Annotated in this window: 28 protein-coding genes; 13 read left to right on the top strand and 15 right to left on the bottom strand. The window is 62.0% G+C overall.

Annotated elements, in window-relative coordinates:
• Positions 1-128 precede the first annotated feature (128 nt).
• Entirely contained in the window at positions 129-602 is a 474-nt protein-coding gene (locus NDI72_RS03110; protein WP_113155759.1) for an Lrp/AsnC family transcriptional regulator, read from the top strand.
• 47 nt (positions 603-649) lie between these two features.
• On the opposite strand, the gene NDI72_RS03105 is transcribed toward NDI72_RS03110, so the two are convergent.
• From NDI72_RS03105 to greA, 6 genes are all read right to left on the bottom strand, one after another.
• Positions 650-1432, bottom strand: a complete 783-nt coding sequence (locus NDI72_RS03105) for a glycosyltransferase family 32 protein (protein WP_283799557.1) — start codon at positions 1430-1432, stop codon at positions 650-652.
• Position 1433: 1 nt separating this feature from the next.
• On the bottom strand, positions 1434-2225 hold the full coding sequence (locus NDI72_RS03100) for a glycosyltransferase family 25 protein (protein WP_283799555.1): 792 nt from the start codon (positions 2223-2225) through the stop codon (positions 1434-1436).
• Between the two features lie 155 nt (positions 2226-2380).
• Positions 2381-3175, bottom strand: coding sequence for a glycosyltransferase family 25 protein (locus tag NDI72_RS03095; RefSeq protein WP_113155762.1), 795 nt, complete (start codon positions 3173-3175; stop codon positions 2381-2383).
• A complete protein-coding gene (locus tag NDI72_RS03090) occupies positions 3169-3918 on the bottom strand; it encodes a glycosyltransferase family 25 protein (RefSeq protein WP_283799554.1) in 750 nt (249 codons plus the stop codon). The genes NDI72_RS03095 and NDI72_RS03090 overlap by 7 nt, the downstream gene beginning before the upstream one ends.
• Positions 3897-4991 (bottom strand): glycosyltransferase family 4 protein, encoded by a 1095-nt coding sequence (locus NDI72_RS03085; protein WP_206543983.1) that lies wholly within the window; start codon positions 4989-4991, stop codon positions 3897-3899. The genes NDI72_RS03090 and NDI72_RS03085 overlap by 22 nt, the downstream gene beginning before the upstream one ends.
• Positions 4992-4993: 2 nt before the next feature.
• Positions 4994-5467, bottom strand: a complete 474-nt coding sequence (gene greA, locus NDI72_RS03080) for a transcription elongation factor GreA (protein ID WP_113155765.1) — start codon at positions 5465-5467, stop codon at positions 4994-4996.
• 278 nt (positions 5468-5745) lie between these two features.
• Here greA and NDI72_RS03075 point away from each other — a divergent pair, with 278 nt between their 5' ends.
• The 6 genes from NDI72_RS03075 (at position 5746) to NDI72_RS03050 (ending at position 11724) form a co-directional block, all read left to right on the top strand.
• The gene (locus NDI72_RS03075) at positions 5746-6879 is read left to right on the top strand and encodes a PQQ-dependent sugar dehydrogenase (RefSeq protein WP_206543984.1); all 1134 of its coding nucleotides are present in this window, start codon (positions 5746-5748) and stop codon (positions 6877-6879) included.
• Between the two features lie 109 nt (positions 6880-6988).
• On the top strand, positions 6989-7879 hold the full coding sequence (locus NDI72_RS03070; RefSeq protein WP_113155767.1) for a DMT family transporter: 891 nt from the start codon (positions 6989-6991) through the stop codon (positions 7877-7879).
• An 85-nt stretch (positions 7880-7964) separates the two neighbouring features.
• The gene (locus NDI72_RS03065) at positions 7965-8393 is read left to right on the top strand and encodes a DUF3775 domain-containing protein (RefSeq protein ID WP_206543986.1); all 429 of its coding nucleotides are present in this window, start codon (positions 7965-7967) and stop codon (positions 8391-8393) included.
• Positions 8394-8453: 60 nt separating this feature from the next.
• On the top strand, positions 8454-9302 hold the full coding sequence (locus NDI72_RS03060) for an extensin-like domain-containing protein (protein ID WP_283799553.1): 849 nt from the start codon (positions 8454-8456) through the stop codon (positions 9300-9302).
• A gap of 120 nt (positions 9303-9422) precedes the next feature.
• A complete protein-coding gene (locus NDI72_RS03055; protein WP_113155768.1) occupies positions 9423-10352 on the top strand; it encodes an extensin-like domain-containing protein in 930 nt (309 codons plus the stop codon).
• A 73-nt stretch (positions 10353-10425) separates the two neighbouring features.
• Positions 10426-11724, top strand: coding sequence for a hemolysin family protein (locus tag NDI72_RS03050; RefSeq protein ID WP_206543988.1), 1299 nt, complete (start codon positions 10426-10428; stop codon positions 11722-11724).
• A 105-nt stretch (positions 11725-11829) separates the two neighbouring features.
• On the opposite strand, the gene NDI72_RS03045 is transcribed toward NDI72_RS03050, so the two are convergent.
• From NDI72_RS03045 to NDI72_RS03020, 6 genes are all read right to left on the bottom strand, one after another.
• Entirely contained in the window at positions 11830-12219 is a 390-nt protein-coding gene (locus NDI72_RS03045) for an acyl-CoA thioesterase (RefSeq protein ID WP_113155770.1), read from the bottom strand.
• Positions 12220-12600: 381 nt separating this feature from the next.
• Entirely contained in the window at positions 12601-13497 is an 897-nt protein-coding gene (locus tag NDI72_RS03040; protein ID WP_502888370.1) for an NAD-dependent epimerase/dehydratase family protein, read from the bottom strand.
• 2 nt (positions 13498-13499) lie between these two features.
• Positions 13500-14309 carry a glycosyltransferase gene (locus NDI72_RS03035; protein WP_283799550.1) on the bottom strand — a complete coding sequence of 270 codons (810 nt, stop codon included), beginning with the start codon at positions 14307-14309 and terminating at the stop codon, positions 13500-13502.
• A 12-nt stretch (positions 14310-14321) separates the two neighbouring features.
• Positions 14322-15542 carry an NAD-dependent epimerase/dehydratase family protein gene (locus tag NDI72_RS03030; protein WP_113155772.1) on the bottom strand — a complete coding sequence of 407 codons (1221 nt, stop codon included), beginning with the start codon at positions 15540-15542 and terminating at the stop codon, positions 14322-14324.
• 167 nt (positions 15543-15709) lie between these two features.
• Positions 15710-15952, bottom strand: a complete 243-nt coding sequence (locus NDI72_RS03025; RefSeq protein WP_113155773.1) for a DUF1344 domain-containing protein — start codon at positions 15950-15952, stop codon at positions 15710-15712.
• Between the two features lie 467 nt (positions 15953-16419).
• A complete protein-coding gene (locus tag NDI72_RS03020; RefSeq protein WP_283799548.1) occupies positions 16420-16746 on the bottom strand; it encodes a BA14K family protein in 327 nt (108 codons plus the stop codon).
• Between the two features lie 254 nt (positions 16747-17000).
• Here NDI72_RS03020 and NDI72_RS03015 point away from each other — a divergent pair, with 254 nt between their 5' ends.
• Complete coding sequence (locus NDI72_RS03015; RefSeq protein ID WP_113155775.1) at positions 17001-17234, top strand: hypothetical protein; 234 nt, start codon at positions 17001-17003, stop codon at positions 17232-17234.
• 132 nt (positions 17235-17366) lie between these two features.
• On the opposite strand, the gene NDI72_RS03010 is transcribed toward NDI72_RS03015, so the two are convergent.
• Positions 17367-17543, bottom strand: a complete 177-nt coding sequence (locus tag NDI72_RS03010; RefSeq protein WP_206554230.1) for a hypothetical protein — start codon at positions 17541-17543, stop codon at positions 17367-17369.
• Positions 17544-17757: 214 nt separating this feature from the next.
• Here NDI72_RS03010 and NDI72_RS03005 point away from each other — a divergent pair, with 214 nt between their 5' ends.
• The 5 genes from NDI72_RS03005 (at position 17758) to NDI72_RS02985 (ending at position 21189) form a co-directional block, all read left to right on the top strand.
• Positions 17758-18852 (top strand): autotransporter outer membrane beta-barrel domain-containing protein, encoded by a 1095-nt coding sequence (locus NDI72_RS03005; RefSeq protein ID WP_283799546.1) that lies wholly within the window; start codon positions 17758-17760, stop codon positions 18850-18852.
• A 193-nt stretch (positions 18853-19045) separates the two neighbouring features.
• Positions 19046-19585 carry a DinB family protein gene (locus tag NDI72_RS03000; protein WP_283799544.1) on the top strand — a complete coding sequence of 180 codons (540 nt, stop codon included), beginning with the start codon at positions 19046-19048 and terminating at the stop codon, positions 19583-19585.
• A gap of 2 nt (positions 19586-19587) precedes the next feature.
• Positions 19588-20109: a glycine-rich domain-containing protein gene (locus NDI72_RS02995; protein WP_283799543.1), complete on the top strand. Its 522-nt coding sequence runs from the start codon at positions 19588-19590 to the stop codon at positions 20107-20109.
• 29 nt (positions 20110-20138) lie between these two features.
• A complete protein-coding gene (locus NDI72_RS02990; RefSeq protein WP_283799541.1) occupies positions 20139-20735 on the top strand; it encodes a DUF6875 domain-containing protein in 597 nt (198 codons plus the stop codon).
• 67 nt (positions 20736-20802) lie between these two features.
• Complete coding sequence (locus NDI72_RS02985) at positions 20803-21189, top strand: GFA family protein (protein ID WP_206543996.1); 387 nt, start codon at positions 20803-20805, stop codon at positions 21187-21189.
• A 27-nt stretch (positions 21190-21216) separates the two neighbouring features.
• Here the strand turns inward: NDI72_RS02985 and NDI72_RS02980 are convergent, their stop codons facing one another.
• The gene (locus NDI72_RS02980) at positions 21217-21738 is read right to left on the bottom strand and encodes a hypothetical protein (RefSeq protein ID WP_283799539.1); all 522 of its coding nucleotides are present in this window, start codon (positions 21736-21738) and stop codon (positions 21217-21219) included.
• A 262-nt stretch (positions 21739-22000) separates the two neighbouring features.
• A complete protein-coding gene (uvrB, locus tag NDI72_RS02975) occupies positions 22001-24826 on the bottom strand; it encodes an excinuclease ABC subunit UvrB (RefSeq protein ID WP_283799537.1) in 2826 nt (941 codons plus the stop codon).
• Positions 24827-24913 lie beyond the last annotated feature (87 nt).

Raw genomic sequence — 24913 nt, 5'->3', positions numbered from 1 at the left:
AGGAGAGATTCTCGCGCGCTGGGGCGTTTCCGCTTTTCGGGCTGTTCCGATGCTCCAGTAAAATGTAGATCGTCCTTTGTGCGCCGAGATGGACGCACGGCGATATGGCAACAGAATTGGGAAACACAATGCCGCTACAGGCCGATCTTGACGCAATCGACTGGAAAATTCTGCGCGAGCTTCAGGCCGACGGCAAAATGACCAATGTGGAACTGTCGCGGCGCGTCGGCATTTCCGCCCCGCCCTGTCTTCGCCGTGTCAAACGGCTCGAAGAGAGCGGCATCATCAAGGGGTACCGCGCCCTCCTGAATTCACCGGCCCTTGGTCTCGACGTGGTGGCGTTCTGCCTCATCGGGCTGCATTACCAGTCCGAGACGGAGCTCAAGACGTTTGCCGAGCGCACGCTCAAATGGCCAATCGTGCGCCGCGCATGGATGGTGTCAGGCGATTCCGACTTCATGCTGCATTGCGTGGCCCCGGACCTCACCACCTTCCAGACCTTCGTGATCGAGCAGTTAACCTCCGCGCCCAATGTCGACACGGTGCGCACCGCGCTCACCATCCGCCAGGTCAAGGACGAAGGCCTCGTCGCCATAGACTAGGCACGCGGAAGCTGCATATCGCGACTTCCTGCACTTACCCGGCATTGCTATTCGTAGTTTTCGAAATCGGGCGCAGGCACCAGTTGCAGAATGCGCCGGTGATATTCGAGCGTGAGCGGCGCAAGCACATCCCCAAGCAGAAAGCTCCACGGCACCGGGTAGCGTGAAGGCCCGTCGCCATAATCAACGCCCGGCACTTCCTTCGGGTATCGCGCGGGATTGGCCTTGAGATGCGGCAGAAGAATATCCAGCCGCTTTTCGACAATCGAAAGCCAGCGACCGGTCAGTTCCGTGTCAGGCCGGAAGATGAAAGCGCCGTTGCCGATCACATGCCCACGCAGCCGCTTTGTCCTGCGATAGCGCCAGGCCATCTCCAGCGCACCGGCCGGCCTATCCAGAAAATACCGCTGGCCCGCGATTTTCGACTTATGGAAACGCGCCGTGCCACCCGGCACTTCACCATATCCCGCGCCAAGCGCTTCTTCCCGCTCGATTGCCTCAAATGCGGGTTTCCATGAAGCGTGGCAGCGCTTGATGTCCGTGTAGCCGCCGCCGAAATGATGCATGAAATAGGCGCGCAGATAATCGGACTGGTGGATCGGCGAAAGAAACGCGAACGCCGCATGGAAGGGCCGTCCGGGCAGAACAAAGCTCGCAAGCGTCTGCTCGGTCACGAGGTGGACCCTGCATTCGCTTGTTGTCAGTGTTCGCAGCCCCTCAAGCCGCGTTTCGGAAAGCTCCGCTGGCCCCAGCCAGAACACGAAAATGCGGTCTCGCCAATCAGGTGCGATCTGATCACGGCTGGAAAGCCAGGAAGACGGATCCTGCATCTTAACGGAACTCCACGACCTGCCGCCGGCGTTTACCGGCAAGTCCCATGAGTTTGTTTGTCAGCGTCCGGCTTTCCTTACCCCAGACCTCGCGCAGCCTCTCGCCTGGCGGCAGCCTGCGCTTCACCTTGTCGTCGCGCCCTTCAATGCTGGTGTGCGGGTCATGCGTTCTGCCGTCGCCCGTCGTTTCCCATTGCTGAACGCAGATCGCCGGTGAAAGCTGATAGATCCTCGATGACTTGAAGACCGGCGAGAGACCACTGAAGAGAAAATCGTCCAGCGCCTCGCAGAATGCTTCGCTCTGCGACAGAAGCCTCTGCGCGCAATCGCGCGAGACGATGTAACCCGCCGCGCAATAGTGCGATGAACGCAGACGATGGAGCGCTCGACCATCGACAGCGCCACGGGCTTCTGCGTCCAAAAAGACACGGGATGCGGTCGTCTCGATCTTCACGATATCCGCGTCCTCGGGGATCCAGGCAGTGTCGCCCAGAACCGCGCCGGCATTCTCGCCAAGCAGAACATCATCCTCAAAGACAGCGCCAAAGCGCCCGCCATCCTCAAGCAGAGCGCGCCAGCAGGCCCGATGGCTCAGAAAACAGCCGACCTCGCCCGGCGTCAGCCGTCCCCAGCGCCCTTCCCCGGAAATGTGCCGATCCAGCTCGGACTGGTCCAGCAATCTGCCGTCGACGCCTTCGACGCGCGTAACCTCAAGCCCCGCCGCCCCGAAACGCTCGCGGAGCAGCGCCAGGCGATCTTCTGCCCTGCGAAGGTTTATCAGGTATAGCTTCATTTACTCGACACTGCCAATTTATTGCAGAAATCAGATTAAACCGACTCCTGAGTCGCAATAAACGACCTTATAAAATATCAATTGCCGCATAAATCGGGCGAGATCTAATTTAACCAACAAGAGCCCATCATTGTGGTGAGATCCGTCCCTTCCTTTCAGCGGAAAGGGACACGCACCCAGCGACGGTCGGAGAAAAGTCCGGTTACCACGCCGCTGATCACCCCACCCAATTGCTCGAAGGGGCGCGCCGCTTCACGGCGCAGCTTGTCAAAGCCCGTACGCCGCTTGGTGCGCCGCTCACCCTGCAGAGCGCTGCCAAGCGCCTGACCGGATGCCGGTTTCAGAAAAACTTCCTGGATCGCCACTGCGGGCATCAGCTGATAGATCGGCCTGCCATGCCACCCCGGCACCGTACGGTTGAACAGAAACTGATCCGCAGGATCGCAAAACGTCTCCGTCAGCGCCAGCAGTTCGCGCGCGCAGTCGCGGGAGATGATGTAGGCGCCCGCACCGGCATAATCGCGATGAAGCGCGAAGACGCCATGGCCCGCAATTTCCGCCACGGGAACCTTGCCCACAAGGGTCTTGAAGCGTGACGCTTCCACCTTCACGATCCCGCCGTCGGCAGGCATCCAGTCTCCACTGGCCAGCACTTCCCCGGCATTCTCGCCCAGAAAGAGGTCGTCCTCGCACACGAGCGTGTGGTTTTCCGCACTTTCCGCCGCGATTTCCCAGCATTTTCGATGGGAAAGAAAACAGGCCACCTCACCCACGCCGAGTTCGTAGAAATTCGGTTTGCCCTTTCGATACGCAGCAATCGTCTCGTCGGAAAGCCGGGCGGCATCAACCGCCGCAACACGCTGAAACGCGAGCCCATGCGCGGAGAACTCCTTGCGCATGTGTTGAAGACGCTTTTTCTCCCGGTCGAGATTGATGACCAGAATTAGCATCGGTCTGCAGCCGACAGGCGTCGCACGGCCTGCCTGTACATGAAGCGGTGATACTCACGCGAGACCCGCTGCCAAGGCGTCTTGCCACCCTGAATCGTGCTGCCGCCCGTCTCTTGCGTGCGATCGGAAACGCCAGACGGAACAACGCAGACCGGCGTAATGCCCGTCAGCCAGCGCATCTGGAGAAAGGTGTCCACCGGACGGTCGAAACGTTCGCTGAGATCGAGCAGTTTTTCCGCCGTTTCGCGCGAAACCAGCTGGGCAGACGTGCGCAATTGCGTGATTTCGGGCGAAACCACGTCAATCCCATCACCGCGTGCAACAGTGCGAAACGCGCCTTTCACAGGCCGCGTCTGAAACTGCACATAGGCAGCCCCCTTGCAGGCGGCCTTCCCCATCTCGAAGCAGCGCCCGAAAAGCGCGACGTCGAGCGCCACATCGTCTTCGATGATCAGCCCCGCATCGAGCCCGCGCTCCACGATCATGCGCCACACCTTGCGGTGCGACAGGAAGCAGGCCACTTCGGATTTGCGCAGGGCGAACGGATAAGCCGGCCGGTGAAGCTCCTTCACATAATGGCCTGCGATCTCTTCATCGCTCATTGCCTGACCGTCCACCGCGTTCACCACGCTGGCCTTGACCGGCAGTTCTTTCAGAAGATGATCCACCTGCTGTCGCCGGGCGGTCGCGCGCTGAAGGTGAATGATGAAGCCTTCGATCTTCACTTTGAAGCCTTTCGCCACAGATCCTCATAGATCCCGTTCAGCGTTTTTGCCTCACCTTCAAGGGGAAAATGCGACCGTGCATGCAAAAGCGCTGCATCGGCTGCCCTGCCCCGCAAGGCGTCGTCATCCATGTAATGCGCTGCCGCAGAAACCATCGCTCCGAGATCATCAACGGCAACAAGCGTGCCCGCACCGCTATTTTCCAATAACTCGGAGAATGCGCCCACATCCGTGGCGACGACAGGCACCGCTGTCGCCATCGCTTCGAGCGGCGTCAGGCCAAACCCTTCCCAACGTTGCGGCGCGATGAAAAGCGAAAGCGCACGGTACCAAGCGGGAATGTCTTCGCGGGTGCCAACGAAATGAACACGGTCGGCAAGTCCGGCAGCGCGCACCTTTTCCTTCAGCCCTGCCTCGAAAGCGGCGTGCGGCTGCGTCGCCTGACCGGCGATGATCGCAGACCAGCCCGGCCGCTCCGGCAGCAAGGCAATCATCGCATCGACGAAGAGATCGGTGCCCTTTTGATGCCGCACCCGGCCAAAGCAACCGACATAGCGCTGCCCTTCAGGCATGCCGACGGCCGCCGCCCCCTCGGCGGGGCCTGGCGGCGGCGAGAAGCGCGTGGTGTCGATGCCATGCATCACAACCTGATTGGGGACCTCGAGATAGCTCGCCGTCTTGCGGCTCGTCGCCACCACGCGGTCCATGCGGTTGATCAGAAAGCGCGTCCAGCGCGTGTGATGACGCTGGGAAGCGGAGGTGAAGACCAGTTTCAGGGGCGCGCGGAAAACATCACGCAGCACCACACCGGCCAGCATCTCCGGATTGCGCCGGGCATGCCAGACACGGAACGGACGGTTATGGGGTTTCAGCAAAAGACCCGGCACCTGCCACCAGCGCAGCTTCGGCAGTGTGTCGGGAAGGCCCGGCCCCACGGTTGTGATGGCCAGGCTCTCGGCCTGTTTGGGCACCAGTTGCACGATTGTGCTGGTGACGCCCGAAAGCCGCTTCTTGAAGTTCGGGGCCACCACTTCCACGTCTCTGACGGGAAGTGGCTGGCCGCTCGCGCTTGCGGGCACTTTGCCGGACATGGTCAGCCGTAGCGGACTTCTATCACTTCGTAGCCCCGCGCACCGCCCGGAGCATTCACTTCGATGGAATCACCAACGGCCTTGCCGATCAGCGCACGCGCGATGGGCGAGGAAATGGAAATACGACCGGCCTTCACATCGGCTTCCTGATCGCCAACGATCTGGTAGGTCTTTTCCTCTTCCGTGTCTTCGTCGACCAGCATCACGGTTGCACCAAACTTGATGGTGTCGCCGGACAGCTTCGACACGTCGATCACTTCAGCGCGGGCGATGTAATCCTCGAGCTCGCCGATGCGGCCTTCATTGAGGCTCTGCGCCTCCTTGGCTGCATGATATTCAGCATTCTCCGAAAGGTCGCCATGCGCGCGCGCCTCGGCAATTGCCTCGATGATGCGCGGGCGCTCTTCCTGCTGACGCCAACGCAGCTCTTCCTTCAACGCCGCAGCTCCGGCGAGCGTCATCGGAACCTTGATCATTTCATTCACCTTCCAGACATGAAAACAGGAACAGCTTCCGCACGCGATGCGCGAAACGCCGCCCTGCCACAGGCGCAGACATAAAAAGAAACGGTCCGAAAGCTTCTGCCTGCGGAACCGCTTCTCATGACCCCTGTCAATATAACAAGGTCATGACGTTTTTCACGCAAATTTTTGCGTTCCGAACGTACAACTGCTCCAATCGCGAACAAATCTGTCTTGCCTGAATGTGGCTACATCCTGTCTGTTGACGGAATCGCGTAATGGGAGAAAGTTTCATGCACAACCTGGTCCTGCGAACAGCTCTGGCTTCCGCCCTTCTGGCCCTGCCCTCATTTGCGGCTGCCAAATCGTTTGCCACGGACAAGGTGACCGTCTCCTCCGAAACGCTCGCGCGCGGTCTTTCCAATCCCTGGGGGCTCGACTTCCTGCCCGACGGCAGCGCTCTCGTCACGGAGCGGTCGGGCCAGTTGCGCCTTTACGCCGATGGCGCCCTCTCGGCTCCAATTCCGGGTGTGCCTGCCGTCGCCGAAACCGGACAGGGCGGGCTTCTGGATGTTGCCGTCGCGCCGGACTTTGCCGAGACGGGAACGATCTTCCTCTCCTATTCAGAACCTGGTGAGGGCGGAGCCGGCACGGCCATCGCACGCGCCCGGCTGGTTCTGGACGGCGAGACCCCACGACTTGAAGACGTGACCACCATTTTTTCGATGAACCGGAAAACCGGGGCCGGTCAGCATTTCGGCTCGCGCATCGTGCTGCATCCCGACGGAACGCTGTTCTTCACCATCGGCGACCGCGGCGAAGGCGGCCGCGCGCAGGATCCCACGGATCATGCCGGCTCCGTCCTGCGCATCAATCGCGACGGCAGCATCCCGCAGGACAACCCATTTGCAAACACGCCCGACGCCGCGCACGAGATCTGGTCCATGGGGCACAGAAACCCGCAGGGCATGGTCTTCGATCCCGTCACCCAGTCGATCTGGACGGTGGAACATGGCGCGCGCGGCGGGGATGAGGTCAACCGCCCCGAGGCCGGCAAGAACTATGGCTGGCCGGTCATCTCCTACGGGGTCAATTACAGCGGAACGCAGATCGGTCAGGGAACCGAAGCCCCCGGCTACGAACAGCCGGAATATTACTGGGACCCCTCCATCGCCCCGTCGGGAGCGGCTGTCTATGAAGGCGAAATGTTCCCCGAATGGGAAGGTGATCTTCTGGTTGCGGCCCTTAAATACCACCTCGTTGCCCGTCTCGAACGCGATGAGGACGGGGAAATCACCGGTGAGGAACGCCTGTTCCGGGGCGCGTTCGGCCGTATCCGCGATGTGAATGTCGCGCCTGACGGTTCGATCTGGCTTCTGACCGACAAGCGCAAGGGTGAGATCATCCGCATATTCCGACCGGAATAGCCCGAAACTTTCCTGCCGTTCTGGACCATAGGCCGCCGGGCCTGCGGCCCTTGCGCCGCAGGGTTGCGCTGCGTAAGGAATACGCTCTTTCTACGATCCGGATACGCGCATGACACGGGTTCAGGCCAATCTTCTTCTGCTTCTTGCCGGCGCCATGTGGGGCATGGGCTTTGTTGCCCAGTCCACGGCCATGGATGCGATTGGCCCGTTCCTTTTCATCGGTCTGCGCTTTGCAATCGCCTGCCTCTCGGTGCTGCCCTTCGCCCTGTGGGAAAGCCGCCGCAGCACAGCGAGCCTGACGGTTCTGGACAAGCGCAATTTCGTGGTCATCGGCGTGCTCCTCTTTGCCGGCATGGCTGCGCAGCAGGTGGGGCTTCTTACAACGACCGTCACCAATTCCGGTTTTCTGACCGGGCTTTATGTGGTGATGGTCCCCTTTCTCGCCGTCCTCCTGTTTCGGCAATGGCCGCACCGGATTGTCTGGCCGGCAGCACTTTCCGCCCTTGCCGGCATCTGGCTCCTTTCCGGCGCAGGCAAGGTTTCGCTCCAGATCGGCGACTGGCTCACGATCCTCTGCGCCCTGTTCTGGGCTCTTCAGGTGATCATGATCGGGCGCAGCGCCAGCCACACGGGGCGTCCCGTCACCCTGTCCGTGACACAGTTCGGGGTAACTGCCGTCATCGCGCTCGCCATCGCTTCATTCATAGAGCCCATCGATCTTGCCGCCATCCGCATCGCGCTGCCGGAAATCCTCTATGCAGGCGTCTTTTCCGGCGGCATCGCCTTCACGCTGCAGGTCATCGGCCAGCGCTACACGACAGCGCCGCAGGCAGCCATTTTCCTCTCCACCGAGGCCGTGTTTGCCGCCCTGTTTGGCGCGATTTTCCTTGGCGAACGGCTTCCGCCGCTTGGCCTTGCGGGCTGCGGACTGATCTTTGCGGCGATCCTTGCCGTCGAGATCGTTCCCGCCATCCGCAGCCGCCGGCGAAGCGTGGCCTGAGCGTTTTCTCACGGAGCGATCGTCAGGCATCGCGCTTTCAACATTTTCTGCGCTATCATGACAGCGTTTGCTGGAGGACATGGACGTGCAGAAGCCTGTCGAACGAGAATGGGAACTGTCGATCGATCCCGACACAGTGCGCCTGCTCGCAGGCAAGGCGCGCGCCATCAGCGCCGGCCTCAACAGCGACTATGACGATGGCCATGAGCATGAAGTGGAGATCGATGGCGAAGCGCGCGACACCCACCAGCATGACGGCCTCATTGAAGAGGAAGAAGAGGATCTGACGGAAGAGGAGTTCCGCGAACTCGTGGCCGACCTCAATGTGGATGAAGCGGCCGAACTGATGGCGCTCGCCTGGATCGGTCGAGGCGACTACGACATCAGCGAATGGTCCAATGCCGTCAATGACGCCAAACAGCACGGCGCGAAACGGGTGGCCACCTATCTTCTCGGCATGCCGATGCTCGGCGACTGGCTGGATGAAGCCCTCGACGCCATTGGCGCGCGATAAAATGCCGATCAGAAAAAGCGCTTATTTCCCGATTATCGGGTTTTGATGCAATCAACCCGCATGATCCACAGACCTGCCGTCCGGCGCGCCTTTCGGCCCATTCTGCTCAGTCTTTTCGCGCTGACACTGTCTCCGGCGCAGAGTGTCCTTGCCGAAAAGGGCGGGCGCATCACGCTTCCCTCTTCGGGACCCATTCCGCATTTACGGGGTGAGGTAAAGCGTCAGGAGATGTCGGTCGTTGTGCCGATCCCCTCTCCGCGCCCGACCGACAAAGGCAAAGGCAAAGAAAAAGAAAAGGCCGGGACCAAAAAGGATCAGCCAGCACCGCAGCGCAAGGATCAGCCCAGACTACAAAGCACACCGAAGGAAGAAACAGCCTGCCGCAAGGCGCTGTCCGAGCTTGGCGTCACCTTCGAGGATCGGGAGCCGATTGGGGACAAGGACATCGGCTGCAGCATCCCGCATCCCCTTGTCATCAAAGACCTGTCGCGGAAGATTTCGCTGGAGCCTGAAGCCACGCTCAACTGCACGACTGCGCTGGCGCTGGCCCGCTTCTTCTCCGGACAGGTTCCTGCCCTTGCTCGCAAGCACCTGAAGCAACCCATTCGTTCCGTGCGTCACGCCTCCGCCTATGTCTGCCGCGCGCGCAACGGCACGAACACGCTCTCCGAACACGCCTTCGGCAATGCGCTCGACATTGCAGCCTTCACGCTGGCAGACGGCGCCACACTGACCGTCTCCAAGAAGGACGACCTCAAGAGCGACGGTGCGCGCTTTCTCGACGCGTTCCGCAAGGCGGCCTGCGGCCCGTTCCTCACCGTGCTAGGTCCCGGCAGCGACGCGGACCACGCCGATCACTTTCATCTGGACATGAAATCGCGCCGCAACGACCGCCCCTATTGCCGATAGGTCCTCCCCCTCGCCACAAAGACGTCACAGGTCTGAACGGCGTCACTGATACTTCCTTTACCTTGACGCGCTAACCTTCAGCTTCTCTCAGCAAATTCGAGAGGTGACGGGGGCGTGTTCATGGCGGGTATTCGAGTTGACAGGCTGGTTGCACCGGTGCGGCGTCCGCGCGTGCGGCTCATGCTCGCCGGCCTGACGCTTGCAACCCTCTCCGCATGTTCCGTCAGCGATGTGATGTCGCCGCGACCGTCCGTGGATCTCGGTGTGCGCACCGCTGCCGTTCCCGCGGCCACGGTGAGCCAGATCGCACCGCCAGCGCCAGTCATGCAACAGGTTGCGCCGCCGGCACCGGTTCAGGCTCAGCTGGTGCAACCCGCAGCACCGGCTGCATCACCGGCGCCGGCCAGGGCGCAGGGCCTTCAGGCGCTCGTCCCGTCCAATCCGATGATGGTGTCCTATCCGCGTTTTACCGTACCGCGTGACGAAAGCTCCGCGCGCGTCATGCCGCCGGAAGAGGTCGCATGCCGCAAACGTCTGAAGCGCCTCGGCGTCCAGTATCAGGATCTTGAGCCGATCAATGATGGCGGCGCATGCCGCATCGACTGGCCGATCAAGGTCAGCGGACTGTCCGGCGGCATCGAGATGGCGCCCGCAGCGACGCTTAACTGCCAGATGGCCGAAACCTTCGCCCGCTGGACAAAGAACGAGCTCGCACCAGCCGCACGCACCCGCTATTTCACCGGCATCGGCAAGATCCGCCAGGGCTCGAGCTATTCGTGCCGCCGGATCGCCGGAACCAGCGTCGCCTCGGAGCATTCCAAGGGCAACGCGCTCGACGTGATGAGTGTGGAACTGAAGAACGGACGCGAAGTCGATGTGCGCAAGCCCGGCTTCTTCGCCTTCCGCCAGCGCGGCCTGCTCAACTCGGTTCGCGCCGAAGGCTGCGACTATTTCACCACCGTTCTCGGCCCCGGCTACAATTACGATCACCGCGATCATTTCCACTTCGACCTGAAGGGCCGCCGCAACGGCTATCGCGCCTGCAAGTAAAGCTGTGCGCTGAAACAGTCATACACACACACCAAGGCTCGCGCCGTCCTTTCCGGGGTGCTAAAGAGCAACCATGCTCATCGTTGAAATCGTCATTCTGTTCGTCCTCATTCTCTTCAACGGCTTCATGGCCATGTCGGAACTTGCCGTGGTGTCGGCAAGGCCCGCGCGCCTCAAGTCGCGCGCCGATCAGGGGCAGCGGGGTGCAGCCCGCGCACTGGCGCTTTCCGCCGATCCCGGCCGTTTTCTCTCCACGGTGCAGATCGGCATCACGCTGGTCGGCGTCCTTTCCGGCGCCTTCTCCGGCGCAACGCTGGGCACCCGGCTTTCGGAATGGCTGATTACACAGGGCTTTTCGACCAACGTGGCAAACCCGCTTGGCGTCGGCATCGTCGTGGCGCTCATCACCTATGTGTCGCTGATCGTCGGCGAGCTGGTGCCCAAGCAGATCGCGCTCAAGAATGCCGAAGGCATTGCGGTCAAGGTTGCGCCGATCATGGGGCTCCTGTCACGCATCACCCTGCCCCTCGTCTGGCTGCTCGACGTGTCGGGCCGTCTGGTTCTGGCGCTGCTCGGGCAGAGCGCGGAATCGAGCCAGCGCGTGACGGACGAGGAGATCAGGACGCTGATCGCCGAAGCCGAGAGCAGCGGCACCATCGAATCCGACGAACGCCGCATGATCGCCGGCGTGATGCGTCTTGCCGACCGCAAGGCGCGCGCCATCATGACGCCGCGTGGCGAAATCGACTGGCTGGACCTTTCGGCGGGCGAAGAGGCGCTGGCGGCCAACCTCAAGACTTCGGGACATTCACTTCTGCCGGCCGGCGAAGGCTCGATCGACGAGATTGTGGGAGTCGTCAAACTGCGCGACCTTCTGGCGTCCGATCTGGCGGGCGAGCCCCTCGACATTCGCGCCCATGTGCGCCCTGCCCCCGTCGTGCATGACATGGCGGATGCGCTGGATGTGCTTTCCATCCTGCGCGAAGCCGACATGCCCATGGCGCTTGTGCATGACGAGCACGGTCATTTTGAGGGCATCGTCACGCCGTCGGATATTCTGGAATCGATTGCCGGCCTGTTCCGCGCCGATGCCGAAGAAGGCGAGATGGACATTGTCGAGCGCGCTGACGGTTCGTGGCTGCTGCCGGGCTCCATGCCCGCCGACGAAATGGCGGACCATCTGGGCTTCACCCTGCCGCTTGACCGCAGCTACACGACGCTCGCCGGCTTCCTTCTGTCCGAGTTCACGCATCTGCCGAAGACCGGCGAAAGCACCGATGCGATGGGCTGGCGGTTTGAGATCATGGATCTCGACAATCGCCGCATCGACCGTGTTCTGGCGACCCGCCTCGACGAGACGCCGGAGGCCTGAGCGCCGTGCGTCCATTCGGACGCACAAAGGACGCTCCAGCCTGTTGAATCTGCGCACCGTGCTTTCTGAAAATCGATTCCGATTTTCGGGCCGATGCGCCAAGCCTCACTCCTCCGGCGGGACAGGCGTCGGCTTGCCATTGACGTCGAGCGCCACCATCACGAAATCCGCATGCGTCACCATCTCGATGGTCGGCGAGAGATAACGCTGCGCCCAGGCTTCCACCTTGAGCCGGATCGATGTGCGCCCCACGCTTTCGATGTGCGTGTAGATGCACAGCGTGTCGCCCACCTTCATGGGCTTGGCGAAGGCCATTTCCTTCACGGCTGCCGTGACCACGCGGCCATGCGCGCGCTCGGCAGCGCGAATGCCGCTGGCAAGGTCCATCTGCGCCATGACCCAGCCACCGAAAATGTCGCCGGCGGCATTGGCGTCACCAGGCATCGCCTGTGTGCGCAGCGTCAGGTCGCCGGTGGGGTTTTCCGGTGCATTCATGGTTCCTGGTCCCTTCATCCTGTCTGAACCGGGCGTAGCTGCGCGCCAATGACAGGTCAAGAAACCTGCCGCCTGGCCCCGCCGCAACATCCGGCACGCCGCTCCTTTACGCAAAGAATGCAGCGCGATTTTTCGATTCTGCGTCAAAGCCTTGGCGCGACAACGTGAATCAATGCGCGAAAAACGTGAATCAATACATCAACATCTTGAATCGATGGATGAGGTTTTACCGTAAACGTGCGGCAACGGCTCGCATAACCGCAGGCAGCGCCCGCCGGTCTCGCCACTTTTCACCAGAAATGCTTCACGGGGAAAATTTCGGTGGTGGTCTGCCGCCGCTCATACCGAACGGCGACACAACACCATCTCACCACAACACGGTTAATAGCCGTTTAACAACGTCCTGACGGTGCGCTCCAGAAGCGCTTCGCCGCCGGGGTTCCACCCCAGTGCGCGCAGCCGTTCGGTGTGCATCGCGTTGACGGCACTGCGGTCGGCAGCCTCCGGCAGCGCATTGCCGCATCCTGTTTCACGCGCCACCAGCGCCAGAAGATCGCGACGGTCGAGCACCAGATCGGACACGTTGAAGAGGCCCTGCGCAAGCGCCGCCACCGGTGCTTCCAGCATCAGCCGCACCGCGGATCCGACATCCTCGCCATGCACCTCGGTCGCCGCGCGCGGTGCGATCTCACGGCCGGCCAGATAGTCTTCGAAGAGCCCTGCCCATTTGTGCCGGCGGCCGATGCCAGCCGCCCCGTAGACGCCGGTCACCCGCAGGCTGATGCCGTGAAAGCCATCATCGCAGAGCGCTGAAAGCGCCTCTTCGGCAGCGCGCTTCACCTCGCCATAAAGCGTATCGGGAAGGCAGGTCTCCATCTCGTCCAGCATCACGCCGGGCGCACGCGGCCCATAGACAGCGCGCGTGGAGAGGAACACCGTTCGGGAAACCCCAGCGGCCCTTGCCGCGCGAAAAAGTGCAAGGCTGGCATCGAGATTGCGCCGCCGAAACCCTTCCGCGTCATCGCCCTCGCCGCCCCGGTATTTTCCGGGTGCATGGTCGAAGGCTGCATGAACGAAGAAATCCGCCCCTTCGAAAAGGGCAGTCGATATCGACGCCGGTTCGAGGCGAAGCGGAGCAAAGGCAACGGACTCAGAAAAGAAACCATCCGGCGGGGCGTTGCGCCCCATGATTGTGACCCGGTGCCCGGCCGTCAGCAGTGCCTCGACAATGAAGCGGCCGACAAGCCCGGTTCCGCCGGAGACGATGCTGTGCGGCATGCTCATGACGCAGGGTTCGCCAGCGTATCGATGTCGGGAATGTTCTCGCCCGTATGATAGGCGTGCCAGAGATCGATGAGCGGTTTGAGCTCGCCCGCCCTGGGATGATCGCGCTCCCACGGCTTTTCATACTGGTAGTGAACTACGGAAACGGACGTCCAGTCCCACAGCTCCGGCAGGTTGAACCAGACATATTGCAGCATGTTGAAGAACACCGGCAGGCCATGCCAGTCGGGAAAGAAATCCTGCAGGAAGGTCTGGTCGGTGCGCCGCCAGAAGGCGTCGGGCCGGTCGAGCCGCTCAAGCATCGCAGCGAAGGTCGCCTGCGAAGGCTGCGCGACAAACACGCCGGAGTTCAGCCGGTGAAAATCCGCCAGCCCCTCATAGACATTGGGGGCGGCGGAGAATTCGGGATAGCCGAACAGCCGGTCGATGTTGCGCACGACAACGGCGTCGGCGTCGATGAACACCACCCGCTCATATTCGGTGAGCTGCCACAGGCGCAGCTTAGCGAAATTGTCGAGCGGTGTGTGGAAGGCCGGCTTGTTGCCCTTGGTAAAGGGCGCATTGGCGTGAAGCCGCGCCCGCTGATGCCGCTCATTGAAGGCATCGGAGGTCGGCAGAAGCTCCGCCGGCACCAGAAGCGCGCCAAGAGCCGCAAGCGGCTCCAGCGCCTCGGCCGGCGTGCCTCCGGTGTGCATCACCACAAGATCGGCATCGGTGCCCGTCAGCCGCAGGGAGCGCACCAGAGCCAGCGCGCCCATTGCATAATCGGCATTGGTGACGAGCGTCACATAGGCCTGTTTCGGCATTGGGAGCGCCGCTTAACCGACGCTCTTGAGGCGCTTGCCCTCGGGATCGCGCTCGATTGTCGGCGCGATGTCCTTGGTCCATGCGGAAACGGCAGGGATGCGCGAACGGTCGACGCGGTAGTCGAACTTCTTCGCCACATCCACCACTTCAGCCAGAAGCCCTTCCTCGAGCGTGATCGGATTGAGGCCCAGCGCAAGGAACTTGTCGTTCTTGACCACGAGTTCGTTTTCAGCGGCTTCCTTGCGCGGGTTGGGCAGATAGGCCACCTCGGCACCGGTCATGCGGGCGATCATTTCGGCCAGATCGCGAACGCGGTGCGTCTCGGTCATCTGGTTGAAGATCTCGACGCGGTCGCCGCGCTTGGGCGGATTGGCGAGCGCAATCTCCACGCAGCGCACGGAATCCTGAATGTGGATGAAGGCGCGCGTCTGACCGCCCGTACCGTGAACGGTCAGCGGGTAGCCAATGGCCGCCTGGATCAGGAAACGGTTGAGCACCGTTCCATAGTCGCCGTCGTAATCGAAGCGGTTGATGAGCTGCGGATGCTGCTTCGTCTCTTCCGTGTGCGTGCCCCAGACGATGCCCTGGTGCAGGTCGGTGATGCGCACGCCGTCATTCTTGGCGTAGAACTGGAACAGAAGCTGATCCAGCGACTTGGTCATGTGATAGATGGAGCCCGGATTGGTCGGGTAGAGGATATCGAGCGAAGCCGTATCGCCCGAAAGCGTCTCGACGCCAACCGGCAGATAGCCTTCGGGAATGGCTGCGCCGACCGAGGAATAGCCGTAAACGCCCATCGTGCCCAGATGCACCAGATGCGCGTCGAGGCCGATCTCCGTCATCGCGTTGAGCAGATTGTGCGTCGCGTTGACGTTGTTGTTGACCGTGTAATTCTTGTGCCGGTCACTCTTCATCGAATAGGGCGCGGCGCGCTGCTCGGCAAAGTGCACGATGGCGTCGGGGCGATGCTCATCGAGCCACGCCTTCAGCACATCGTAATCGCGCGCAAGATCGATCAGGTGGAAATGGATGCGCCGTCCGGTCTCCTGATGCCAGATGCGCGTGCGCTCCTGGATCGAATCCATCGGGGTCAGCGACTGGACACCGAGCTCGGTGTCGATCCAGCGCCGGGACAGATTGTCAACGATATGAACATCATGTCCGCGTGCCGACAGGTGAAGCGAGGTCGGCCAGCCGACGAATCCATCGCCGCCAAGAACTGCAATCTTCATGGAATTCTGCCTCCGGTAATCAAAGCATCGGGCTATGGGAACCATTCGATTCCCTTTCAGAGAGCCCCCTTAGCAAAGTTTTATGACAGTTTGTTCCGAAACAACAAACAAAAGAAAACCGGCCTCGCGTGGAGACCGGCTTTCCGTTCAGGTGAGAGTGGGCAGGATTACATTTGCGCGTCTACGGACGTCACCTCATTGGTCGTGTCATCGATGGTCAGCGTAACCGCCGCTCCGGACGCTATGCTGGCAAGATCGACGCCCTCACCAGCGGTGTAGACCGTGCCGTCGTCAAGCGCGATCGTCCGGGTCTCCGCATCCACGGATTGCACCGTGCCCTGCACTTCGGCGGCATAGGCCGAGAGCGTGAGAAAACCGGTGGCGGCCAGGGTTGCGAGGATCTTCTTCATCAACAGAACTCCCTTTGTTGCTCAACTGTCGGCCCAGTCCCCGGTGACAGTTCTTGGGGGAAGCGGGAACCAGGCCGACGGACAGAAAGATGGGGCGGAACACCGCCAATCTCAAATCAATCAGAGTGACCATCCAAAACACGGCCTGCGCCAAAGCTTTGCCGCAATCGCCCCTGCGGCGGGCACTCTCCGCGCAACAACGCGCAACAGCGCCAATGGTTCAATCATGCCGTGCTGCAAAGCGGACAAAATCCATGAAATGCGCGATCACATCCGCGCGTGTTTTTCCGCGTTCGGGCAAAGCCCGATAAACAACGGTTACCGAACGCACCCGACACGTGAATCGGGCCGGCGCCTGAGGGAAGCACCGGCCCGCGAATGACCGCGATGAATGGGAGAGAGGGATAAAACGGTCATCCGGCGTCCGCTCGCACCTCCTTTCCTTTGTTGCACTTCAGAAATGAGGGTTACAGGCGACAGCGATGACGGTAGCCGTCGTAACCAAGAAACGTATCGCTGTAAGCGTCATAGGAGCGGTAACGCGCATAACAGCGGGCCACGTGACGGTCCCAGGCGGAAGGAACGCCGTAGACAGGCGCAGGGCCGTAATACCGGGCGCGGGAGTCCGCGATCAGACCACCGGCGATGAAGCCGCCAAGCCCGGCAATCGCAGCCGCCTCACCCGGAGACAGGCTGCCGGCGCGGCTCTCAGACGGCGCAAACGAAAGCGCGGAAGCGGTGAGCGCGAGAGCCAGCAGGCCACGGGTAACAGTGCGTTTCAGGGTCAGGGTCATTTCATCATCCTCCTTTTGCAACGAAGGGCCGGCCATCCCGGCCGTCCGATATGCGTCTGTCGCGGAGGTAAGCGAAAAGGTTCACGCGCCCGGGCATTTTTTTGCCTCCAGAGCTGTCGCATGGGCGCAACATAGATTCGCCATAATGGAAAGAGGAAATAAACGTGTTACCGTATAGCGTGGGGCGAAGGTGGACGGCGGCAGAGGAGGTAACGCACGCCGACCGCAGCTCAACGACAGAGGAGGGCCGGACGATGGCCAAGTCTGGAGTACCGCATATCAGCGCCGGCATCTATGACGCAGCAGAGATGGCTGAAATGGAAAGCGCCATCGAAGCTGTCTGCAGCGAACTTGGCATAAAGCGTAGCGACAACAAGACCCGCGAACGTGTGGCAGGACATGTCATGCGATCATGGGCCGATGGACGCCGCACACCGCTCAACCTGGTTCAGGCCGGACTGGACGGCGGAACGCGGCTGGAAGCCTAGAGCATCAGCCGAACAGAGACTGCCCGACGCGCCGTGGCGCGAAAGGGTTTTGCTGCGCCCAGCTCCTCCCCCGAAAACTCTCGGAGAACCAGCGGACGCTGTCCATGACTGCGTCTCTCGCTTTGCCCGCCGTCAGGCCAGAATCACAAGCAGTGCGGCCAGCAACCATGGCAGCGCTGCAATCGAAACGCACTCCAGATTCAGAAACTCCGATGGCGTAACGGCGCAGTCCGGCCGCCAGCCATTGCGACCGCACATCAGGCTCTTCGCCATGCGCCAACAGGCAACCGATGCGAAGAAGGCGATCATCCCCTGCCCGGAACAAGAGAACTCCCGCCTTTCCCCCCGGGACCCCGGGCCTGCTGAGGAGCCCCTGCATTGCCTCCTATGGCATATCGACAACAGGGCCGGGCGAAAACGGAGTATTTCACACAGAAACACGCCGTGATCATTCCGCTCGCGCTCCGATCATTCTATCTTCGTGGGCGTGTTCGTCCCAAACAATGACCGGGGCCTTTCAGGAATGTTCTTCGCCCGCAAACGCTCCACCCCCGTGGTGGCAGCGCTCGCCATGACTGTCGCATTATCATCCGCGCCTCCGGAAGGAGCACGTGCGGCGGAACTGTCGTTCGACATGACGGCGATCCATGTGCGGCAGCGGGCGCGCGCGGCCGACAGCGAAGCGCGGCAGCTCTCCATCGTGCGTGAGCGGATGGCCAATACGCGCCAGCTCAGGGCGCGTGGCGGCAATGCCGAGGCAAGCCTCGTGCGGCTGCATGTGAAGCGCAGGCACGGTCATGATGCTGAAAGCCGGCTGCTCGACACCCGCCGGATCGTCGCGGCGGAGAAGCTGCGACGCACACCAAGGCTCGCCCGCTGGATGGGCGGCAAGGCCGTGCTGAGCGAGACGCGCGCCAATGACCGCCGCGCTTCGGCGTTTTCCACCAAGGGGCTGGCGTTTGGCGCAGATTACCGGGTGAGCCCTCGGCTCCTGATCGGGCATGCAACGGGCCTTGCCTATGACCGCTCGCCACTTGCCACCGACATGACCTATTCAACACGCATCCTGAGCCAGACCCTCTATGGCACGCTGTTTACCGGCGACCGGACCTATCTGGATGTGGCGCTGGGCGCATCGCGCAGCAGCTTTTCTGGATGGTCTTCGCTTGGCGTCCGGGCTCCGGGCGGCGATGGCGACCGTCTGTTCGCCATGCTGCGCGCCAGCCGCGCCTTCACACTGGATCGGCTAAAGCTGCGCAGCTATGGTGAAGCCACGTTTTCGCACATGCGCTTCAGCGGCGCGGCCAGCGGCCACCGCAATGAAGCGGCGAAGATGAAATTCGGCCTGACCGGCGAAACCCGGATTGAAACCCGGCGCGGACGGGTCACGCCGCGCGCAGGTCTGGAATGGAGCGCCGCCCGCAGCGAACGCACCGCGCCCGTCGCAACGCAGAAGGTGCGCCGCCTGGAAGACAGCGCAAAGATCACGGCCCGGGCGGGCTTCGACTGGGCGCTCAATCCGCGCGCGACACTGACCACGGATTACGGCCTGAGCGCCGACACGCGCGGCAGCGGCAGAAAGCAGACGCTGAAAACCCGCTTCACTCTCCGCTTCTGACGCCGCTCCAGCGCATTTTTGGCACAACCCTGCCGACGCTTTCCGGCCCTGCCTCCTCCATTCAGAGCGCGTAACGCACCCGTAAAATTGCCTCCAGAGTACTTCCTCTACCGGGGGGCACCTCAATCATGGGGTGCAACCTCACGCTTACCCGGAAACGGAAAACCGGGCGAACATCCAATGGGAGGGGAATTTGAGCGGAATCAAGGATGCCATCAGGCGTCAGATCGACACGAGTGGAACACTGCTATTACGTGTTTCCAAGACACTTTCGGACGACGGCTTTTTCGATGAGCCCGCCAATGGCGGCTCCATGGCCTGGACATTGACACATCTCTTTACGCTGCAGGACTGGGCGCGGATCCGCGTCTTTGGCGGTGTTGAACCAAGGGTCGACCGCGCGTCCCGCGAAGCCTTCAAGGGCGGGCGCGCCGTTTACGATGAAGACCGCGACCGGTTCGGCACAAGGCGAGAGATCGAGAACGCCTTCGCCAATGAGCAGTACCGAACGATTGCTGCACTGAACGCCTTCGATGTGGCCAAGTGGGACCAGCCAACCCCATCCGGTTGCCGCTTTCCGGCCTATGGAGCCCTGTGGGAACACCTCGCCGCGCACAATTACTGGCATCTGGGCGCACTCTCGGTGAGCCATCCCCACATCCTGCACCTCACACTGGTGGCGCCCCGCTTCTACAGCGTGGATCCGGAAGAAATGGCTGCTGAGGGAGTATGAAAATGCCCGGACAAGACACACATCACGCAGCAGCTGCCGAAGAACTGGCGCGCTTCTTCCAACTCCATGTCGCGCTCGACCGCCCGATCGAAATGTGGTCGGAGCGCATCGACAGGCACTGGCACGAAATGTTACCCGGCAGCGAGACCGCCGAGCCGGGCACATCCTCTTCGAAAGCCCATGAAGCCTATGACCGGTTCTGCATCGAGGCATGCGGCCGGCGCATCATCCACGCCGAAGGCAAGGGCCACGGGCTGATTTCATGGACTGCTGAATATGAAGAGCGGTTTGGGAAACTGCCCGAGATCTGGTTCATGAACGAGGGCGGTGTGGTGGATCGCCCTGCCCGCGACCACTATCTGCAAACCGGCATGGTCATCGCCTCGTGGGATTGCAGCCCGCTTCAGCCCGATCCGATGGAACGCAGGCCAAAGGATGACGGCAAGGACAGCGGGAAGACAGCACCTCCCAAGCCGATACGCGACAGCGACAAGGACAAGAAAACCTCCTCGCGCGGCGGGTAGGCCCGGCAATGCGCAAAGTCCGGGCACGGATGCGACTTGCGGAGACGGGAGAAGCCGAGATTGACGGCTTTCTCACCGCCTCCGCCCGCTATTGCCCCTTCATCCAGCAGGCACGGGCTGCGGGCACGATCAGAACGTTCAAGCTGGCGCAGCGCGACGCCGCATGCGCCCCCACATACGACCCCACATGCGCCGCCGGCACGGCGCATGTGGAGCTCTTTCGTGATGCTCTCCACGGTCTGACCCACGCTTTCCTTGCCGAGCGCAGCAGGCTTGACCGCGTTCCGGGACGCCTGCTCTGCTACAATGTTCTGCTTGCCGGCCTGCCGGAAAACACCGATCACGCATCCTTTCTCGGCGCGCTGCACTGGCCATTGAAGCGGGACTACACGAAAGCCGGCCTCATGTTCGGCAAGTTCTGGCCCGGCGAAGACAGTCATTCCCCAAAACACCGGCAGGTAATGCCAAATGCCCCTTTCCCGCTGATCTCGATACGCAGCGCGCAAAGGCGCGGTGACGGGCGGTTTTTCAGCCGTTCAGCCGATCTGCTTCAGGATTACATAAGCTGGCGGGCAAGCGCTGAGACAGACCAGCCCCTCTCCCCCCCTGCCTCACAGCCCCCGTGAACGCTTGCAGCCTTTCTGATCAGGCGTCAGAGTTCGCGCAACGTATCGACAACGAAGGAAAGGCGGCATGGATCATTTTGCAGGAGGGTGCCTGTGTGGCGCCGTGCGCGTCGAAGCGAAGGGCCAGCCCGACAGGGTCGGGATCTGCCACTGCCTTGACTGCCGCAAGCACCATGGCGCGCTGTTCTATGCTGCAGCGGTCTTCCCGCAGGACAGGGTGACCATCACCGGCGAGACACGCGATTATGAGGGGCGGCATTTTTGCCCGCGCTGCGGTTCATCCGTTTTCGCCAAGACCGGCGACGAAACCGAGGTGCATCTCGGCACGCTGGACGAACCCAGCCAGTTGAGCCCCTCCTATGAGTTGTGGAGCATCAGGCGCGAAGCCTGGCTCCCGCCCTTTCCGGTTGAAGAACGATACGAGCGGAACCGGGAAGACGACCAGCCACACTGAACCGGCCCCGCATCCGGCGCCCGTCCCTCATCGGACAGGCAGACCAGCTTCCCTGCGCCTCTTGCGGATAAGATCGCGGTTTTCGTCCACCTGCACGATCAAGTCGCGCAGTCCCGAGCGGATCGCGGCGAGATCGGAGGCATGCGTCGTTTTCGAGGTCAGGGCATTGCCATGGGCGGCGTCCCAGTCCAGCGCCCACTTCATCGCCTCGATCCATTCATCAGGATCGGCGGCGATATATTCGTTCACCGGACGCCCGACGGATTCCGTCAGGGCGGAAAGCAGGATGTTTTCATCCTGCCCGGCATCGCCGAGCGCCGTTACAAGAAACCGGTAGCGCAACTGGCCGGCATACATCCACTTTGCCGCCTCCAGTCCGCGCCCCTGCGCCATGAGGCGCGAAGAAAGAACGTAGAGTGCAGCCGGATGTGCCTCCGGCGCGACGTCGATCAGCTCCGGCGTGGACAGTGAATCAAAATCATCAATCGGCTGCGCCACCACCGCGCCCGACAGAAGAAGCGCGAAGGCGCAGGCAATAATACGTTTCATGATGCACTCGATTTCAGTCGCTTTAGGATGCCCGTCCGCATTGGATGGAGCCAGGCACCCTCGCCCTTCGACAGGCTCAGGATGAGGGTTACTTCTACGCTGGCGGAGGCCCCGAAGAGGGACGCTTCACATCTCAAGACCCCTCATCCTGAGCCTCATCTCAACAGCCCTCATCCTGAGCCTGTCGAAGGGCGGGGGCGCTTGGCACCGACCACAGATGAAACGTCCGTCCCCTGACGCACCACCGTGAAAACCCAGCCGCCTACCGTCCCGGCCGCCCGGTCTTTCCTGGCCGGCGCTTGCGGGCCCGGTCGTCGGCTGGATCTTCATAAGAGCCAAGGCCGATCTTGTGGCGTCGAACGGGCTTGGCGTCATCCTCCGGCTTCTGCGGAACCGGCCTGCGGACCGGCTTTTCCGTGCGCCCGACCGTCATCTCATCCAGATCGTTCTTGCGGAAGAGCCCCTTGCCAGCCGGCACGGCATGCGCGCCGGACGTGCCCATTTCATCAAGATCCGGCTTGTGAAAGAGAGAGGAAGCGGAGGCCGCTCCACCCTCACCCTGCGCCTGCTTCTGCGGTGCCTTCCTGCTGCGCGCCTTGTCGCGGCGGGACTTCTGGGTGTTCTCCACACCGGCGTCGCGGGCCAGCGGGTCGTCCATGATGGCGAGCTCGGTCTCCTTGAGGCGCTTGATCTCGTCGCGAAGGCGCGCGGCCTCCTCGAAGTCGAGATCGGCAGCCGCATCGCGCATCGCCTTCTCCAGATGCTCCAGATGGGCGGCAAGATTGTTGCCCACGAGGTTGTTGAGGTCCTCGCCCTTGCCGCGACCGCCGATATCGGCGCGGACATGGTCGCGCTCATAGACGGAGTCGAGAATATCGGCGATGTTCTTCTTGACGGAAGCCGGCGTGATGCCGTGCTCCTCATTATAGGCGAGCTGCTTGTCGCGGCGGCGGTTGGTCTCCTCCATCGCGCGCTCCATGGAACCGGTGATGCGGTCGGCATAGAGCATGACCCGGCCATCAACATTACGCGCCGCACGGCCGATGGTCTGGATGAGCGATGTTTCGGAGCGGAGAAAGCCCTCCTTGTCGGCATCAAGAATGGCGACAAGACCGCATTCGGGAATGTCGAGGCCCTCGCGCAGAAGGTTGATGCCGACCAGAACGTCGAACGCGCCAAGACGCAGATCGCGAATGATCTCGATGCGCTCCAGCGTGTCGATGTCGGAGTGCATGTAGCGCACGCGCACGCCCTGCTCGTGAAGATATTCCGTGAGATCCTCCGCCATGCGCTTGGTCAGCACGGTCACCAGCGTACGATAGCCCTTGGCTGCGGTCTCGCGGATTTCGCCCAGAACATCGTCCACCTGGGTCTTGGCGGGACGCACCTCGACGGGCGGGTCGATGAGACCCGTGGGGCGAATGACCTGCTCGGCGAACACGCCGCCAGACTGCTCCATCTCCCAGTTTCCAGGCGTGGCCGAAACGGCGACGCTGGCGGGGCGCATCGCGTCCCATTCCTCGAAGCGCAGCGGACGGTTGTCCATGCAGGAGGGCAGACGAAAACCGTATTCGGCAAGCGTCGCCTTGCGGCGGAAGTCGCCGCGATACATGCCACCGATCTGCGGAATGGTGACGTGGCTCTCGTCGATGAAGACCAGCGCATTGTCGGGAATGTACTCGAACAGGGTCGGCGGCGGCTCGCCCGGCGCACGGCCGGTCAGATAGCGCGAATAGTTCTCGATGCCGGCACAGGAGCCGGTGGCCTCCAGCATTTCCAGATCAAAGCGGGTGCGCTGTTCGAGGCGCTGCGCCTCCAGCAGACGGCCGGCGCGCTCAAGCTCCGCCAGACGCTGTTTCAGCTCGGCATTGATGCCCTTCACGGCCTGATTCAGCGTGGGGCGCGGCGTGACATAGTGCGAATTGGCGTAGATCTTGACCGACTCCAGGTCGCCGGTCTTCTTGCCGGTAAGCGGATCGAACTCGGTGATGGTCTCGATTTCATCGCCAAAGAGGGAAATGCGCCAGGCGCGATCCTCAAGGTGGGCAGGAAAGATTTCGATCGTGTCGCCGCGCACCCGGAAGGAGCCGCGCACGAAGTTGATGTCCTGACGCTTGTATTGCTGGGCAACGAGATCGGCCAGAAGCTGGCGCTGGTCCAGCCGGTCGCCAATCTGCATCTGGAAGGTCATGGCCGTGTAGGTTTCGACAGAGCCGATACCGTAGATACAGGACACGGAAGCGACGATGATCACGTCATCGCGCTCGAGCAGCGCGCGCGTGGCCGAGTGGCGCATGCGGTCGATCTGCTCGTTGATCGAGGATTCCTTCTCAATGAATGTGTCGGAACGCGGAACGTAGGCCTCCGGCTGATAGTAATCGTAATAGGAAACGAAATACTCGACCGCATTGTCGGGGAAGAAGGACCTGAACTCGCCATAGAGCTGGGCGGCCAGCGTTTTGTTCGGCGCGAGGATGATGGCCGGACGCTGCGTCTCCTCGATCACCTTGGCCATGGTGAAGGTCTTGCCCGAGCCGGTAACACCGAGCAGCACCTGGGTGCGCTCGTTCTCGTTCGCGCCCGCGACCAGATCGGCAATGGCCGTCGGCTGGTCGCCGGAGGGCGTAAACTCCGTGACCATCTTGATCGGCACGCCGCCTTCCGACTTTGCTGGCCGGGAGGGGCGGTGCGGGGTCCAGTTGGACTGAAGGTTGGGATCGCCACCCTCGATCAGCCGCGAAAGAGCGGCGACCGTGGCGGTAACGCCCGAGGAAGAAAGCCCCTCGGCCTCCTCCAGCGTGACGTCGAGACCGGCGACGGGCATCATGCCGGCAGCCGCGCGCTCTCGCGCAGAGGCCGCGCCGCCCATGGAGGTGCCGCGCGCGGTCTTCGAGCCGCCGGCGGAACGCTCAGCCGTTTTCTTCGGTTTCTTCGCCTTGTCCCTGGCCTTCGCCGGCGCGGGCTTCTCTGCTTCCTGCGCAATCTCGCTTGCCCAGTCCGCGATGGAACCGGTCAGCGGCGTGCCCGAAAGCTCGGGCTGAGGGGCTTCGGCGAAGCCGCCATTCTTCTTTTCGGATGATTTGGCCATGCCCTGAATATGGAATCGCTGCCCCCAAATGGAAAGGGGTGACGCATGGGGAAAGCATCACCCCGCACAGCTCCTGACACAAGGGTG

It is taken from the genome of Nitratireductor sp. GZWM139 (genome assembly GCF_030068685.1).
GTDB classification, from domain to species: Bacteria; Pseudomonadota; Alphaproteobacteria; order Rhizobiales; family Rhizobiaceae; genus Nitratireductor; species Nitratireductor aquimarinus.
The sequence above is the reverse complement of the archived record's forward strand: the minus strand, read 5'-3'. Positions and strand labels throughout refer to the sequence as shown.

Coding starts and splice junctions, on each gene's coding strand:
- NDI72_RS02985 (WP_206543996.1), top strand. CDS start 20,803: ATGGATCATTTTGCAGGAGGGTGCCTGTGTGGCGCCGTGCGCGTCGAA.
- uvrB (WP_283799537.1), bottom strand. CDS start 24,826: ATGGCCAAATCATCCGAAAAGAAGAATGGCGGCTTCGCCGAAGCCCCT.
- NDI72_RS03035 (WP_283799550.1), bottom strand. CDS start 14,309: ATGCCGAAACAGGCCTATGTGACGCTCGTCACCAATGCCGATTATGCA.
- NDI72_RS03055 (WP_113155768.1), top strand. CDS start 9,423: ATGGCGGGTATTCGAGTTGACAGGCTGGTTGCACCGGTGCGGCGTCCG.
- NDI72_RS03100 (WP_283799555.1), bottom strand. CDS start 2,225: ATGAAGCTATACCTGATAAACCTTCGCAGGGCAGAAGATCGCCTGGCG.
- NDI72_RS03015 (WP_113155775.1), top strand. CDS start 17,001: ATGGCCAAGTCTGGAGTACCGCATATCAGCGCCGGCATCTATGACGCA.
- NDI72_RS03110 (WP_113155759.1), top strand. CDS start 129: ATGCCGCTACAGGCCGATCTTGACGCAATCGACTGGAAAATTCTGCGC.
- NDI72_RS03095 (WP_113155762.1), bottom strand. CDS start 3,175: ATGCTAATTCTGGTCATCAATCTCGACCGGGAGAAAAAGCGTCTTCAA.
- NDI72_RS03070 (WP_113155767.1), top strand. CDS start 6,989: ATGACACGGGTTCAGGCCAATCTTCTTCTGCTTCTTGCCGGCGCCATG.
- NDI72_RS03040 (WP_502888370.1), bottom strand. CDS start 13,497: ATGCCGCACAGCATCGTCTCCGGCGGAACCGGGCTTGTCGGCCGCTTC.
- NDI72_RS03045 (WP_113155770.1), bottom strand. CDS start 12,219: ATGAATGCACCGGAAAACCCCACCGGCGACCTGACGCTGCGCACACAG.
- NDI72_RS03050 (WP_206543988.1), top strand. CDS start 10,426: ATGCTCATCGTTGAAATCGTCATTCTGTTCGTCCTCATTCTCTTCAAC.
- NDI72_RS03020 (WP_283799548.1), bottom strand. CDS start 16,746: ATGACCCTGACCCTGAAACGCACTGTTACCCGTGGCCTGCTGGCTCTC.
- NDI72_RS03025 (WP_113155773.1), bottom strand. CDS start 15,952: ATGAAGAAGATCCTCGCAACCCTGGCCGCCACCGGTTTTCTCACGCTC.
- NDI72_RS03010 (WP_206554230.1), bottom strand. CDS start 17,543: ATGATCGCCTTCTTCGCATCGGTTGCCTGTTGGCGCATGGCGAAGAGC.
- NDI72_RS03105 (WP_283799557.1), bottom strand. CDS start 1,432: ATGCAGGATCCGTCTTCCTGGCTTTCCAGCCGTGATCAGATCGCACCT.
- NDI72_RS03030 (WP_113155772.1), bottom strand. CDS start 15,542: ATGAAGATTGCAGTTCTTGGCGGCGATGGATTCGTCGGCTGGCCGACC.
- NDI72_RS02995 (WP_283799543.1), top strand. CDS start 19,588: ATGCCCGGACAAGACACACATCACGCAGCAGCTGCCGAAGAACTGGCG.
- NDI72_RS03005 (WP_283799546.1), top strand. CDS start 17,758: ATGTTCTTCGCCCGCAAACGCTCCACCCCCGTGGTGGCAGCGCTCGCC.
- NDI72_RS03060 (WP_283799553.1), top strand. CDS start 8,454: ATGATCCACAGACCTGCCGTCCGGCGCGCCTTTCGGCCCATTCTGCTC.
- NDI72_RS03085 (WP_206543983.1), bottom strand. CDS start 4,991: ATGTCCGGCAAAGTGCCCGCAAGCGCGAGCGGCCAGCCACTTCCCGTC.
- NDI72_RS03075 (WP_206543984.1), top strand. CDS start 5,746: ATGCACAACCTGGTCCTGCGAACAGCTCTGGCTTCCGCCCTTCTGGCC.
- NDI72_RS02990 (WP_283799541.1), top strand. CDS start 20,139: ATGCGACTTGCGGAGACGGGAGAAGCCGAGATTGACGGCTTTCTCACC.
- NDI72_RS02980 (WP_283799539.1), bottom strand. CDS start 21,738: ATGAAACGTATTATTGCCTGCGCCTTCGCGCTTCTTCTGTCGGGCGCG.
- greA (WP_113155765.1), bottom strand. CDS start 5,467: ATGATCAAGGTTCCGATGACGCTCGCCGGAGCTGCGGCGTTGAAGGAA.